Here is a 15,160-nt window from a genome sequence, read left to right on the forward strand (position 1 = left end):
GCCCGCCACCGCCCGGCACGGGGTGTCAGGGCAGTTTCGGTTTGTATCGGTTTATTTCACGCGCTCAGAGGCGGCGGATGGGCTTCTTGCGCCACACCAAGCGGTAGTAGGCGGTCTGCATGCCCAGCATCACGAGGAAGGTGATGGGGTATGCCGCCCAGATACCGTTCAGACCGTAGCGCTGGCTCAGCACCCAGGCCGCGGGCACCTCGACGCAGGCAATGGCAAACATGCTGATGGCGGTGGGCCACAGCACCACGCCGCTGGCACGCATCAGACCGGACAGCACCATCGACATGCCCATGATCACGACGCTCCACAGCATGACGTGCAGCAGGGTCTGGGCCAAATCCACCACCGCCATATCGGTAATGAACCACCCCAGCATGCTGCGCGAAAACACGTAGCACACCAGCACCAAGGCGCCCGTCAGCAGCAGGTTCAACACGATCCCCGTGCGGGCGATCTGACCCAGCAGGTGGGTGCGCCCAGCACCGATGGACTGCGCCCCCAGAATGGACGCCGCAATGGCAATCGAGAACGCCGGAAACTGCACATACGACACGATCTGGTTCACCGCCCCATAAGCGGCCGTGGCCTGCGACCCAAAACGGTTCACGAGGAACAGCACAGCGATTTCAGCCACCGAGATGGTGATCATGGACAAACCGGTAGGCAGGCCAATGCGCAGCACCTTGGCCAGAATGGCGCGGTCCACGCGTAGATGTTTTCTGAACGCCGCGTTGGGGGCCATCGCATGGTTCACACGCAGCATGTGCCATGCGGTCCAGGCAATCGCCATCAAGAACGACAGGACAGAGGCCCACGCGCCGCTGGACACGCCCAGGCGCGGCAGGCCCAACCAGCCCTGGATCAGCGCCGGCGTGACCACCAGCCCCACCACGGTGGAAATGATCAGCGTTTTGAGGGGTGTCTTGGTGTCACCCACGCCGCGCATCATGGAGGTGATGAGCAGGAAGACGAAGATGCCAGGCGCCGCGATCATGCTGATACGTGCATAGGCCACGGCGTCGGGCAGGATGTCGGCCGGTGTGCCCAGTCCGCGCAAGATGAATTCGGTGAACGTGCCACCAAACACCGCCACAAACAATCCGAAGTAGATACCCACCGTCAGCGTAGTGCCGGTGATGGCGCGCACACGCTCAGGCTCTTTTGCGCCCCACGCCTGGCCGATGAGCACCGAGGCACCTGCACCCAGGCCGATCATGAAAGCAATCAAAAAGAACAGCACCGGAAAGAACGCCGACACCGCCGCCATGGCCTTCACGCCCAGCATCTGGCCCAGGTAAATGTTATTCACCGTGCCGGACAGCGCCTGCAGGATGTTGCTGATGATCATGGGCACGAGAAAGGCCAGGTAGCCTTTCCAGAGCGCGGGGGGTGCTGCTGTCCGCAGCGGGGGGGTGCTTGTGGTTGTGGTCATAAGACTCCCTGGTCACGCTGCAAAGGCGTGGGTTGATATTTTGAGCAGGTGCGCCTGCACATCGGCAGGCCAGGCCGCCACGCGCGCAGCAAAGCCCGCTTGGTCGCCGGCAAACAGCGCACGGCTGGCCTCTTCAAAGCCGGGCTCGTGCCCGGCCATGGTGGACATGAATTTGTAGGTCACGGCGCCGCCGTGGCGCACGCGGTCCTTGGTCTCAGACGCCAGGCGTGCGGTTTCCACCAGCTTGCGCAGTGCAACCGAGGCACCGCCGGGCTGGCGCGCCAGCCATTCCCAATGGCGCGGCAACAGCGTGACTTCACGCGCCGACACGCCCAGCTTGGGCCTGCCTGGTCCACGCGGTGCATCGGCCGCCGCAGGCGGCTCTTCCACGGGCGCTGGTGGCATGGCCTGGGTCATCACCGGGTCAAGCGCGGCCAACCGTGCCGCAAAGTCGGCCAACGTGCCGCGCCAGTCCAGCTCGATCACCTCGCTGCTCGCATCCTCAAAGATCAGGATGGGCGGCGGGCTGATGCTGCTGGCCCAAGCATCGACCACAGGCTTGGTGGCCAATGCCACCTCTCGCAACGTGCCACTGGCAATGCAGCGGCTGCCTTCGAATGCCGTAGACGGCATCTCTAACCATGTCATAAATTTATCCGGATTTAATTGATTGGCAAATTATATCCGGGTAAATTAAAAGTGCAACTGCCATGACGCCTTCGCGAACGTTGGCTACTTAGGCATGAGTACACGCCAAGGTGGGAATCGCTCAGGGTCGATATCCACATGGCCCTCTTGAGTCACGACCTCATCTTTGAATACATGCCATCCACCCTGCACAGGAACAAACATCCAGAATCCCACGGGCTCGCCTTCAACGCTGACAGGGATGCCGTAATCTGGCATCTCACTTAGGTCCAGAAGCATCTTCGCCTGCAGCACACGCTGTCCAATTTGAATCGTGCCGTCACCAAAGCACCATTGCTCGGCATCCGCCGTCTTGTAGCAAGACTCACCAAAAACACGGTTGAAATAGGCTCTCTCGAAACCGCTCTTTGCGTCGATCGCAATGAAAGGGCCTTCCCACTTGGCATCTCCAGCGCCAAGCACTTGTGCCCACAATTTGCCATCGCGATGTTGAACACAAACATTGGGGCCTTCGTGCCACCCTAAGCTACCCATCACGCCGAACTTGGTGACCTCCACTGCTTGCAAAGCGTAGTCCCCAAAGGTTTCGCCTAGCGTCTTGGTATCAGGCAATTTGTCCCAAACATCCTTTCGCGCGAAGCGCGTTCCGAAAGCGCTTAGTTCAGAGTCATCCATACAGACCTTGGGTGCGACTTTTTCAACACCCTGCGAAACCGCTGCCGGAGGCGAGTCCTTGCCACCCTTTGAGCAAGCCGCAGAAAACAGCACACCAGCCAGCGCAAATCCGATCAAGCCAAAGGCTCTTAGCTTCAGAAGACGTTGACGCACGCTCTTCATCGCGCCAACACCGCCTCCAGCGCCTTGCCCGTATGGGTACCCAGTTGCACGACTGCTTCGGGGTTGGCAGCTGCCACCACACGGCCGCCGCCGTTGCCACCGTCCGGGCCCAGATCAATGACCCAGTCGGCTTCGGCGATGACGTCCAGGTCGTGCTCAATGACCACCACGCTATGGCCGCCATTCACCAAGCGGTGCAGCACATGGATGAGTTTTTCCACATCAGCCATGTGCAGGCCCACGGTGGGCTCGTCCAGCACATACAACGTGTGCGGCGCCTTGTTGCCGCGCTTGCCCACATCGTCGCGCACTTTGCTGAGTTCGGTCACCAGCTTGATGCGCTGGGCTTCGCCACCACTCAGGGTAGGTGACGGTTGGCCCAGCGTGAGGTAGCCCAGACCCACGTCCTTCAGCAGTTGCAGCGGGTGGGCGATGACGGGCATGGCGGCGAAGAAGTCCACCGCCTCGTCCACTTCCATCTGCAGCACATCGCCAATATTTTTGCCGCGCCAGGTCACCGCCAGTGTCTCGGGGTTGAAACGGGCGCCCTTGCAGGTTTCGCACAGCACTTTCACATCGGGCAAAAAGCTCATGCCGATGGTGCGGATGCCCTGCCCTTCGCAGCTGGGGCAGCGACCTTCGCCGGTGTTGAAGCTAAAGCGGTTGGACGCATAGCCGCGCGCCTTGGCTTCCAGCGTGTCGGCAAAGAGTTTGCGAATGGTGTCCCAGAAACCGATGTAGGTGGCCGGGCAGCTGCGTGGTGTTTTGCCAATGGGTGTTTGGTCCACTTCGAGCACGCGGTCCACGGTCTCGAAACCTTCCACGCCTTCGCAACCCGTCCATTGGATTTTTTCACCCGCGTCCAGCGCATCACGGCCGGCCTTGGTGCTGCGCTTCTGCACGGCCACCTGCACGTTGGTCAACAGCACGTCGCGCGCCAGCGTGGACTTGCCGGAGCCGCTGACGCCAGTGATGGCAACCAGGCGCTTGAGGGGCACGTGGGCGGTGACGTTTTGCAGGTTGTGCAGGTTGGCGCCTTTGACGGTCAGCCAATCGATCTTCGCCAGCAGCGGTGCGGTGCCGCCGGCCGCAGCAACCGACAGCTTGGCCATGGAGCGATCGGCCAGGGCCGCGTACTCCGCCGCCACACGCGTGCGGTCCGCCAACTCGGCATTGGCGTTGGCACTAGCAACCAGATTCGCAGCCACCACCGCGGCCTTGGCCGCTTTGGCGCTCAACTTCTTCGCTGGTTTGGTCGCTACACCCTCTGCCACCTCGGCGTCCGCCGCAGCGCGGGAGGCTAGGTCATCGGCGGAACCGAATGCAAACACCGAGCGGCGCAAGGCCAAGGGGTGTTTCATCGCATGCAAGAGGTAACGCCCGGTCTGCGACTCGGCTGCGTTTTGCACGTCTTCAATCGACCCCTGCGCCACCAGTCGCCCACCGCGCTTGCCCGCGCTGGGACCAATGTCGATGATGTGGTCCGCATGGCGAATCGTGTCTTCGTCATGCTCCACCACCACCAGCGTGTTGCCCTTGTCGCTTAAGGACTGCAGGGCACCCAGCAAAATCTTGTTGTCCCGCGCATGCAGACCAATGGTGGGCTCGTCCAGCACGTAGCACACGCCTTGCAGATTGCTGCCCAACTGCGCGGCCAGACGGATGCGCTGTGCCTCGCCACCAGAGAGCGTGGGCGCACCACGGTCCAGCGTCAGATAGCCCAGGCCGACCTCTTCTAAAAACTCCAGCCGGCTCTTGATCTCGGGCACCAAGTCGCGCGCAATGTCACCCTCGCGCGTGGTCATGCCACCCGCCACTTGCAGCGTCTGCACCCACTTGCGCACATCGGTCACGCTCAGGCGCGCAATGTCGGTGATACCCACATTAGCGAACTTCACGTTGCGCGCGGTGGCGTTCAGGCGCGTGCCGCTACAGGTAGGGCAAGTCGCGTCGTGCAGGTCTTCAATGTCGGCCTCGGCAAAGGTCTGCTCGCGGCCTTTGTTGTCGTCGTCCTTCACGGAGTCATCAAACACTTTGCGCTGCTCTTTGGTCAGCGCAACACCGGTGCCCACGCAGTCCGGGCACCAGCCATGCTTGCTGTTGTAGGAGAACAGGCGCGGATCCAACTCGGCATACGAGGTGGAACACACCGGGCAGGCGCGCTTGGTGGAAAACACCTGCACCTTGCCAATGCCCGCCGCAGGCGAGCCGGCCACCATGGCCTCGCGCAGGCCATCGATGTCGCTCAGCACATAAACCACACCCTTGCCATGCGTGAGCGCATCGGCCAGCGCCTGGCGCAGCGCGGGCTCGTTGGAGGGCGTCACATCCAGGCTCGCCACCGGCAGCTCGATGTTGTGTTCCTTGAATCGGTCGATACGCGGAAAGCTGGTGGTGGGCAGGAAGTTGCCGTCCACGCGAAGATGCGTATAGCCGCGCGGCCGCGCCCAGTCTGCCAATTCGGTGTACACGCCCTTGCGGCCTTGGACCAGCGGCGCCAGCAGCCCAATATGTTGGCCACGGTAGTTCTTCAGCAGCTGCGCAGCAATGCTGTCTGCCGACTGCGGCTCCACCGCCGCGCCGTCCTTGTAGCAATGCTGCGTGCCCAGCTTCACGTACAGCAGGCGCAAGAAGTGCCAGACCTCCGTGGTCGTACCCACGGTGGACTTACGCCCGCCGCGCGAGAGCCGCTGCTCAATCGCCACCGTAGGCGGAATGCCATATACCGCATCCACCTCAGGCCGCCCCGCAGGCTGCACGATGGAACGCGCGTAGGCGTTGAGCGACTCCAGATAACGGCGCTGCCCTTCGTTGAACAGAATGTCAAACGCCAACGTGGACTTGCCCGACCCGGACACCCCCGTCACCACACTGAACTTGCCACGCGGAATGTCCACCGACAGTGACTTCAGGTTGTGTTCCTTGGCATTGACGATGCGAATGGAATTCGACGTGTCGATGCCGGAGGCGAGCCCGCCCTCGGAGGTGGATGGGCTTGTGCCCGGTGCCGATTTGCTAATCGCGAAGCGAGTAGATGAGGCACTGGGCGCAAGCCCATCCGCCGCAGCAAGTGAAGAGTACACAGCAGAGGACTCCGCCACCTCATGCACCACCCCCATAGCCGCCGCATACTCCCGCAGCGCCTTGCCCGTATGCGAAGTTGCATGCAGCAGCAAATCTTCTGGCGTGCCATACGCCACCACCTCGCCACCGGCATCCCCTCCCTCAGGCCCCAAATCAATCAACCAATCGGAAGCCCGAATCACATCCAGGTTGTGCTCAATCACCACCAGCGAATGGCCCGCATCGAGCAGCTTGCGCAACGCACGCATCAGCTTGGCAATGTCGTCAAAGTGCAGGCCCGTGGTGGGCTCGTCCAGCATGAACAGCGAACCACGCTTGGCCACCAACTGCCGGCTGGCACTGCTGGTCTTGGCGGCTTCCGCCAGAAAACCGGCCAGCTTGAGGCGCTGCGCCTCACCACCCGACAGCGTAGGCACGGGTTGCCCCAGCTTCACATACTCCAGCCCCACATCCACAATGGGTTGCAGCACGCGGATCACATCGCGGTCTGCGCTGAACAGGTCGGCCGCTTCGCTGACCGTCAGGTCCAGCACATCGGCCACGTTCACATGGCGGCGGCTACCGGAGGGCCCTGCGGTACCGCGCTCAATCGTCACCTCCAGAATCTCGGGCCGGTAGCGCTTGCCATCGCAGTCCGGGCAGCGCAAGTACACGTCGCTCAGAAACTGCATCTCCACGTGCTCAAAGCCCGAGCCACCACAGGTCGGGCAACGGCCATCGCCGCTGTTGAAGCTGAACTTGCTGGCCGTGTAGCTGCGTTCCTTGGACAGGGCCGCGCCTGCAAACAGCTCGCGGATCGCGTCCCACGCGCCGACATAGCTCACGGGGTTGGAGCGCGCGGTCTTGCCGATGGGCGACTGGTCCACAAACACCACTTCGCTGAGTTGCTCGGCACCCAGCAGGCGTGTATGTGCGCCGGGTGTCTCGGTGGCCTTGCCAAAGTGGCGCAGCAACGCAGGTGCCAGCACGTCCTGAATCAGCGTGGACTTGCCCGAGCCCGACACGCCGGTCACGCAGACCAGGCGTTGCAGCGGAATTTCCACCGACACATTTTTCAGGTTGTGCTCGGTCACGCCTTCCAGAATCAGGCGCGGCGTGTTGGGTGCCACCATCCGCTTGAAACCCATGCCCACCTGCTTGCGGCCGCCCAGGTAGGCACCGGTCATGGTGTCCGCACCCTTCAGGGCTTCGGTCGTGCCGTCGAACACAATCTGCCCGCCCTTCTCGCCCGGGCCGGGGCCCATGTCGATCATGCGGTCGGCGGCCAGCATCACGGCCGGGTCATGCTCGACCACCACCAGCGTATTGCCCGCATCGCGCAGGCGCTGCATGGCCACGATGATGCGGTTCATGTCGCGCGGGTGCAGGCCGATGCTGGGCTCGTCGAGCACAAACAGGGTGTTAACGAGCGAGGTGCCCAGCGCCGTGGTCAGGTTGATACGCTGCACTTCGCCGCCGCTGAGCGTGCGGCTCTGGCGATCCAGCGTGAGGTAGCCAATGCCGACGTCGCACAGGTACTTCAGGCGTGTGCCGACTTCTTCAAAGAGAAGCTTGAGCGTCTTCTGCTCGGCTTCGGACGTTGCCACCGCTGACAACGCGGAGTTGGGGGTATCCAGCTGCACCTGCAGCGAATCAAAAAAGCGCTTCAGCTTGTCCAGTGACATCAGCATCATGTCGTGCAGACACAGCCCGGGCAAAGCCTCCAGCTGGGCGCGCGTCCACTTCACGCCTTGGGGCATAAAGCGCTTGGATGGCGGCAACACGGCATCTGCCTGTGCTTTGGTGCCAATGCGCCACAGCAGGCTCTCCGTCTTCAGCCGTGCACCGCCACAGGTGCCACATGGCGTGTAGCTGCGGTACTTGGACAAGAGCACGCGGATGTGCATCTTGTAGGCCTTGCTCTCCAGGTACTCAAAGAAGCGGTCCACACCGAACCAATGCTGGTTCCACTTGCCGTTCCAGTGGGGCGAGCCCTTGTAGACCCAGTTCTTCTGCTCCTCGGTTAATTTGTACCAAGGTGTATCGCGTGGGATGCCAGCAGCCTCGGCATGGCGCATCAGGTCGTCCTGGCACTCTTGCCAGGCGGGGGTTTGCATAGGTTTCACGGCGCCCGCACGCAGGGTCAGCTTGTCGTTCGGAATCACCAGCCCGTAGTCGACCCCCACGACGCGGCCAAAGCCACGGCAGGCTTCACAGGCACCCACGGCGGAGTTGAAGCTGAACATGGACGCAATCGGGTCCGTGTAGCGCAGATCACTTTGCGGGCAATGCAGGCCGGTGGAGAAGCGCCACAGCGTGGGCGCCGCAGCCGCTACAGTTTCAGGAGCAGCTGGCGCAATGTCTACGGGGGCTGCAGCCTCATTTAACACATAAACGTTCAACCGACCGCTACCGCGCTTCAAAGCGACTTCAATGGCTTCCAGCACGCGGGCCTTCTCCACGCCGTCAATGCGAAAGCGGTCTGCCACCACATCGAGCACCTTGCGCGGACCGCTGACCGTACCCACCTCGCGCTCCGCCTGCACCCGCGTGAAACCGCTGGCACTGAGCCACTGCGTCACTTCCTCTTGGGTGGTAGTGGCAGGCAACTCGACCGGAAACGTCAGCACCAGGCGAGGGCCCGAGGCTTCCACCGCACGGCGCACCAGCTCGGCGTAAATCGTCTCGGGCGTATCGTGCTGCACCGGCAGCGCCGTGTCTTTGTCGAACAGGTTGCCGGCACGGGAGAACAGCAGCTTCAGGTGGTCGTTGAGCTCCGTCATCGTGCCCACGGTGGAGCGGCTGGAGCGCACGGGGTTGGTCTGGTCGATGGCGATGGCCGGGGGCACGCCCTCCACCTTGTCTACAGCGGGCTTGTCCATGCGGTCCAGAAACTGGCGCGCGTAGGCGCTGAAGGTTTCTACGTAACGGCGCTGGCCTTCGGCGTAGAGCGTGTCAAACACCAAGCTGGACTTGCCCGAGCCGCTGGGCCCGGTGACTACGGTCAATTCGCCCGTGCGAATGTCCAGGTCAAGGTTCTTGAGGTTGTGCTGCCGCGCTCCGCGAATGCGGATGGTTCCCTGGGACATAAGTGAATGCTCTTCTGGAGGAGGAGAGACATTCTAGGGAGGTTTCCCCGCCCGGCAGGGTCGAGGGGAATTGGCAAATACCTTTGCTTACGCTTTCAGGGCGCGCTCCAATTCGCGGCAGGCTTTGGAGCCCAAGGCCTCCTGGATCTTGGGCAACAAAACCAACAGGTCGTCAAACCCCGCGGCAGACTCCACGGCCAGGTTTAGACGAAAACCACGCAGCCCCATGCCCGCGGTGAGCTTGGTGGCAATGGGCTTGGCATCGCTGTAGCGCTCTTGTGCGGTGCGGTTGCTGGGGGGCGTTGCGGCGTCTTCCGCGTCTTGAATCATCTCGGCCGAGGCCGCTGGTGCAGGCTCTGCCTGGGCGACTTCCGCCAGAAAGCCCTGCTCCACCATGTGCTGCACGTCGGCTTCGACTACGCCCATGCCGGCGGTGGCCGCCAACACCTGTTCCAGCGTCTTGTTGCCGTCGAACAAGATGAAGGTGGAGCGCTGTTTTGCAGAGAAGAGGGGCGAGCGCTCCTTGAACGCCTGTTGCCCCGACTCCGTCTTTGCATATTTCATGCGGGCATTTTAGGGTCCGTGCCCGGGTTTTGCGGGCGCTTGTGGCGTTTGTCCCCTCACGTAAACCCTACTTGGCGGCGCTGGCGGCCGCGGCCGGTGCGGCGGGGGCGTCAGCGTGCGTGGCCTCGGTGCCGTGCTTCTCGCCACTCATATCGATGTCGCCACCCTTGCTCAGGATGAACAGGGCCACTGCGGCAAACACCACAAAACCCACTGCAATTTTCCACATACTATTTCTTTCAAAAAAAAAGCCCCCACAAGGAGGGCTTGGAAATTGCCCCGGCCAGAAGGGCCGGGGCGTTAACTCAATGTCAATCGAACAACTTAGTCGTTCGCGTAAATGTCCACGTCCTTGGTTTCCTTGATGAACAAGGCACCGATGACGACGGTTGCACCCGCAATGATGATGGGGTACCACAGGCCGTTGTACATATTGCCGGTCTGCGCCACGATAGCGAACGCAGTAGTGGGCAACAAGCCGCCGAACCAGCCGTTACCGATGTGGTACGGCAGGCTCATGGAGGTGTAACGGATACGTGTGGGGAACATTTCCACCAGCATGGCGGCAATGGGGCCGTACACCATGGTCACCAGCAGCACCAGGTAGGTCAGCAGAACGATCACCATGACCTTGTCCACTTTGGCTGGATCAGCCTTGGTGGGGTAGCCGGCGGCCTTCAGCGCCGCGCCCAGGTTGGCACCCAGCAAAGTGGGGCCAGCAGTCTTCTCGTTGCCCAGGTCGGCAACCGACTTCTTGGCAGCAGCGACAGCCTTCTCATCCACCGGGTTGGCGGCAGACACCTCAGCCAGCTTGGCGTCGGCCTTGGCCTTGGCAGCAGCGATGTCTTCAGCGCTGTACTTCACATTCACCACGGTTTCACCCACCTTGATCACAGCAGGCGTACCGGCTGCGGCCACCACGTTGTCATACGACACGGAGGCGCTGGCCAAACGTTGCTTGGCAATGTCACAGGTCGAAGTGAACTTCTTGGTACCAGTGGGGTTGAACTGGAAGGAGCACTCTGCAGGATCGGCAGTGACCGTCACCTTGGCAGCGGCTTGTGCAGCGGCCAGGTCAGGGTTGGCAGCCTTGGTCAGTGCGGTGAACACGGGGAAGTAAGTTACTACTGCCAATGCGCAACCACCCAAAATGATCCACTTGCGGCCAATCTTGTCAGACAGGGAGCCGAAGATCACAAAGAACGGTGTGCCGAGGATCAGGGACACGGCCACAAAGATGTTGGCCGTAGGACCATCCACCTTCAACGCCTGGGTCAGGAAGAACAAGGCATAGAACTGGCCGGAGTACCAGACCACGGCCTGGCCGGCGGTCAAGCCGATCAGGGCCAGGATCACGATCTTCAGGTTCTTCCACTGGCCGAAGGACTCGGACAGAGGCGCCTTGGAGGTCTTGCCTTCGGCCTTCATCTTGGTGAAGGCAGGCGATTCGTTCATGCTCAAACGAATGTAGACCGACACGCCCAACAGCAGGATGGACACGATGAACGGAATGCGCCAGCCCCAGTCAGCAAAGGCCTCTTCGCCTATCGCCGTGCGTGTACCCAGAATCACGATCAGTGACAGGAACAGGCCCAAGGTCGCTGTGGTCTGGATCCAGGAGGTGTAGGCACCACGCTTGCCGTGCGGTGCGTGCTCCGCCACGTACGTTGCAGCACCGCCGTACTCACCACCGAGCGCCAGACCCTGCAGCAAGCGCAGGGCAATCAGGATCACGGGAGCGGCCACGCCAATCGAGGCGTAGTTGGGCAAGATACCCACGATGAAAGTGGACAAACCCATGATCAGGATGGTCACCAGGAAGGTGTACTTGCGACCGATCATGTCGCCCAAACGGCCGAAGAAAATGGCACCGAAGGGGCGCACGATGAAGCCGGCAGCAAACGCCAACAGCGCAAAAATGAAGGCAGAGCCTTCGTCCAGACCACTGAAGAATTGCTTGGCAATGATGGCTGCCAAAGAACCGTACAGGTAGAAGTCGTACCACTCAAAAACGGTGCCGAGTGAGGAAGCGAAGATAACTTTCTTCTCTTCCGCAGACATCGGCCGTGGGGCGGTTGTTGCCATGTGTTTGTCTCCAATCGTTGTACAGCCCCCGACATGAAGGCTTGCCGTATTCTTGGAGTAAGCACTGACCCTGCTCTGACGCGAAACCAACGCTGGCTTGCGCGAAACTGACTAGGCTCTGACAGATTAAGGTCTAACCCTGTAGGGTCATTTCACATCACGGCAATTTAGCCAGCGCGCAAGGGTATTCCCGAGGGATGGGCGTGCACCCCATTCCAGCGGCTGTCAGCGTCGCTGTCGGTGAACCAGGCATCGCCATCGAGGTAGGCGCGCAGCATGGGCAGCCCGTCCACCCCCCAGAACACTTTGCCATCCACCTCAAACGCAGGCACCCCAAACACACCGGCCGCAATGGCCTGGTCCGCATGCGCCTTGAGCTGCGCCTTGACCTCGGCACCGGCCGGGTCTTGCACCGGTGTCAGTGCCTGCGTGAGCGTGGCCAGGCGCTGGGCATCCGCGGCATCGGCGCCGCCTTGCCAGACGTGGTGGAACAGGGTCTCGCACACATAGCGGTTGGGCAGGCCAGCGGCATCCGTGGCCACGGCCAAGCGCAGCAGGCCCAGCGGGTTGAAGGGATGCAAAGCCGGCATGTCCAGCGCCACGCCCTTGGTGTGGGCCAGCCACTGCACATGGCGGTAAATCCAGTGGCGCTTGGGTGGCACTTCGGCCGGGCCCAGCATCGCGTTGTGCTTGAGCAGCGCCCCCAAAAACACAGGCTTGTAGGTCACGCGGTAGCTCAGCCCTAGCAACGCCAGCGGCAACTCTTCAAACGCCAGGTAGGCGTAGGGCGAGATGAAGTCCAGGTAGAAGGTGATCTGTTTCATGCGGGGAACTCCTGGGGGTGCGCCACAGCGATGCGCTGGGCGATGGCCGTCCACACAGCCTGTTTGGTCGCGTCGGTGCTGGCGCTCCAGTCGCGGATCTCGTCCAGCGTGCGAAAACAGCCTTCGCACAGCCCGGTGCTGGGGCCCATGCGGCAGACCGAGCTGCACGGTGAAGGCACATTTTCGGCTGTAGCCCCTATGGAAAGTGCGCGGGTAGCTAGCCTTTTGATAGCACTCATGCCGGCACCTCCACCACGTCGGCCACCGGCGCGTTGGCCAGGGTCAGCAAATCCTGGGGCGCCAGCTTGAACACGCCATGCGGGTGGCCTGCGGCGGCCCACACCTCGTCAAAACGAAACAGATCCTGGTCAATCAGCGTCACGCTGGGCGTGGCGTGAGCGATGGGGCTGACCCCACCAATCGAAAACCCGGTGCGCTCTTTGACAAATGCGGCGTTGGCACGGCCCAGCGGCCCCACCAGCGCGGCCACCTTGGCCTCGTCCACCCGCCGGTCACCCGAGGTGACAACCAGCACGGCCACGTCGTCGGCGAGGCGGCGGAAGATGATGCTCTTGGCAATCTGCCCCACCGCAATGCCCAGCGCATCGGCCGCCTGCTGGGCGGTGCGCGCCGCGCCGTCCAGCATCACCGGGCCATGCGGGTGGTTCTGCGCCTGCAGGGCAGCCGCCACGCGTTGCACCCCTTCGGGCAGGGCAGACAGTTCAGCGCCACACATGCTTGGCCCCTAGCCCAGGCGCTTGGTCAGCAGCGCATTGGCCGCACGCGAATGCGGCTTGCGCACCAGGAAGTCGCTGATGAACTTGCCGGCGTCGATGAGCTTGTCCAGGTCAATGCCGGTGTCAATGCCCATGCCGTGCAGCAGGTAAACCACGTCCTCGGTGGCCACGTTGCCCGTGGCACCCTTGGCATAGGGGCAGCCGCCCAGGCCGGCGGACGAGGTGTCGAAATGCCAGATGCCCATCTCCAGGCTCACCAGCGTGTTGGCCAGCGCCATGCCATAGGTGTCGTGGAAGTGGCCGGACACCTGGTCCACGCTGTAGTGCTGCAGCGCCGCGTCCAGCGCGCGCTGCACCTTCACCGGCGTGCCCACGCCAATGGTGTCGGCCACGCCCACATGTTCGACGCCAATGTCCTTCATGAGGCGTGCCACCAGGGCCACGCGCTCGGGCGCAATCTCGCCCTCGTACGGGCAGCCCACGGCGCAGGAGATGGCGCCGCGCACCGCAATGCCCGCCGCCTTGGCCGCAGCCGCCACGGGGCGGAAGCGCTCAATGCTTTCTTCGATCGAGCAGTTGATGTTTTTCTGGCTGAAGGCCTCGCTGGCCGCGCCAAACACCACGATCTCGTCGGGCCGGGACAGCACGGCCGCATCAAAGCCCTGCATATTGGGCGTGAGCACCGAGTAGCGCACGCCCGGCTTGCGCTGGATACCCGCCATCACCTCGGCGTTGTCGGCCATCTGTGGCACCCATTTGGGGGACACAAAGCTGGTGACTTCAATGTCCTTGAGCCCCGCATCCTGCAGGCGATGCACCAGCTCCACCTTGATGGCCGCGGGCACGGGTTGCTTCTCGTTCTGCAGACCGTCGCGCGGGCCTACATCGATGATCTTGACTTGGGAGGGGTATGCCATGGGGAGTCTCCGGGTTCAGTAGCCGCGCACCGCATCCACGCGGCCCGCCACGGCCTCGCCGCGCTGCAGCGCGCCGATCTTGAAGGCGATTTGAGCAATGCTCTCGCTGCGCAACGTGCGGGCGGAAGTGTGCGGCGTGAGGGTAATTTTGGGGTGCGCCCAGAACGGGTGGTCTTTGGGCAGCGGCTCGATGCGGAACACATCCAACGTGGCGCCGGCCAGGTGGCCGCTGTCGATGGCGGCGAGCAGGTCCGCGTCCACCACATGGGCGCCGCGCGCCACGTTGATGAGGTAGCCGCCTGTACGGATCTTCGCCAAGCGCTCGGCGTTCAGCAGGTTTTCTGTGTCAGGCGTGAGTGGCAGCAGGCACACCACCACGCGGCTGGCGGCCAAAAAGGCGTCCAGTTGGTCTGCGCCCGCAAAGCTCTGGATGCCGGGCACCGCCTTGAGCGAGCGGCTCCAGCCGTTCACTGGGAAGTCAAACTGCGCCACGGCCTTGGCCACGCGCTCGCCCAACACACCCAGGCCCAGCACACCCACGGGGTAGTCCAGTCGGCTACGCGGCTTTCGGAAGGACCACTTGCCGTGGTCCATGTCGGCCTCATAACCATCGAATTCGCGGAAGTGGCGGATCAGCGTGTGGCACACGTACTCAGCCATCTGCACCGACATGCCAGCGTCATCCAACCGGATCACGGGCACGCCTTGGGGAAGGTTGAGTTTCATCAGCGCATCCACGCCCGCACCGGTGTTGAAGATGGCTTTGAGGGCCGGTTGCTCATCCAGCAATTGTTGGGGCGGCCGCCACACCACGGCATAGTCCGCTGCGGGGGCGCCGGGCTCCCACAGGGTGACCGACGCCCCAGGCAAAGCCGCCTGCAGGCCGGGAATCCAGGAGGCCGCGTCCATATCGGCCGAGTAGTAGAGAACGTTCAAAGAAGACATGCGGCCA

Annotated in this window: 12 protein-coding genes; all 12 read right to left on the bottom strand. The window is 62.5% G+C overall.

Annotated features, from left to right (window positions below; translation table 11 throughout):
* Positions 1 to 64: 64 nt before the first annotated feature.
* The gene (locus AC097R_RS19060; protein ID WP_479599794.1) at positions 65 to 1,444 is read right to left on the bottom strand and encodes an MATE family efflux transporter; all 1,380 of its coding nucleotides are present in this window, start codon (positions 1,442 to 1,444) and stop codon (positions 65 to 67) included.
* Between the two features lie 12 nt (positions 1,445 to 1,456).
* A complete protein-coding gene (locus AC097R_RS19065; RefSeq protein ID WP_479599795.1) occupies positions 1,457 to 2,092 on the bottom strand; it encodes a DUF2239 family protein in 636 nt (211 codons plus the stop codon).
* A gap of 84 nt (positions 2,093 to 2,176) precedes the next feature.
* Positions 2,177 to 2,929, bottom strand: coding sequence for a hypothetical protein (locus AC097R_RS19070; RefSeq protein WP_479599796.1), 753 nt, complete (start codon positions 2,927 to 2,929; stop codon positions 2,177 to 2,179).
* Complete coding sequence (uvrA, locus tag AC097R_RS19075; protein ID WP_479599797.1) at positions 2,926 to 9,081, bottom strand: excinuclease ABC subunit UvrA; 6,156 nt, start codon at positions 9,079 to 9,081, stop codon at positions 2,926 to 2,928. The genes AC097R_RS19070 and uvrA overlap by 4 nt, the downstream gene beginning before the upstream one ends.
* Positions 9,082 to 9,168: 87 nt before the next feature.
* Entirely contained in the window at positions 9,169 to 9,645 is a 477-nt protein-coding gene (locus AC097R_RS19080; protein ID WP_479599798.1) for a hypothetical protein, read from the bottom strand.
* 67 nt (positions 9,646 to 9,712) lie between these two features.
* Positions 9,713 to 9,874, bottom strand: a complete 162-nt coding sequence (locus AC097R_RS19085) for a hypothetical protein (protein ID WP_479599799.1) — start codon at positions 9,872 to 9,874, stop codon at positions 9,713 to 9,715.
* Between the two features lie 95 nt (positions 9,875 to 9,969).
* Complete coding sequence (locus tag AC097R_RS19090; protein WP_479599800.1) at positions 9,970 to 11,730, bottom strand: MFS transporter; 1,761 nt, start codon at positions 11,728 to 11,730, stop codon at positions 9,970 to 9,972.
* A 167-nt stretch (positions 11,731 to 11,897) separates the two neighbouring features.
* Positions 11,898 to 12,554, bottom strand: coding sequence for a 2-hydroxychromene-2-carboxylate isomerase (locus AC097R_RS19095; RefSeq protein WP_479599801.1), 657 nt, complete (start codon positions 12,552 to 12,554; stop codon positions 11,898 to 11,900).
* On the bottom strand, positions 12,551 to 12,793 hold the full coding sequence (locus AC097R_RS19100; RefSeq protein WP_479599802.1) for a DUF1289 domain-containing protein: 243 nt from the start codon (positions 12,791 to 12,793) through the stop codon (positions 12,551 to 12,553). The genes AC097R_RS19095 and AC097R_RS19100 overlap by 4 nt, the downstream gene beginning before the upstream one ends.
* Positions 12,790 to 13,290 carry a YbaK/EbsC family protein gene (locus AC097R_RS19105; RefSeq protein WP_479599803.1) on the bottom strand — a complete coding sequence of 167 codons (501 nt, stop codon included), beginning with the start codon at positions 13,288 to 13,290 and terminating at the stop codon, positions 12,790 to 12,792. Before AC097R_RS19105 ends, AC097R_RS19100 begins: the two co-directional genes overlap by 4 nt.
* A 9-nt stretch (positions 13,291 to 13,299) precedes the next feature.
* The gene (locus AC097R_RS19110; RefSeq protein ID WP_479599804.1) at positions 13,300 to 14,208 is read right to left on the bottom strand and encodes a hydroxymethylglutaryl-CoA lyase; all 909 of its coding nucleotides are present in this window, start codon (positions 14,206 to 14,208) and stop codon (positions 13,300 to 13,302) included.
* Positions 14,209 to 14,223: 15 nt separating this feature from the next.
* Positions 14,224 to 15,153, bottom strand: coding sequence for a 2-hydroxyacid dehydrogenase (locus AC097R_RS19115; RefSeq protein WP_479599805.1), 930 nt, complete (start codon positions 15,151 to 15,153; stop codon positions 14,224 to 14,226).
* Between the last annotated feature and the right edge of the window lie 7 nt (positions 15,154 to 15,160).

The organism is Rhodoferax sp. ZS1R25 (assembly GCF_056521335.1).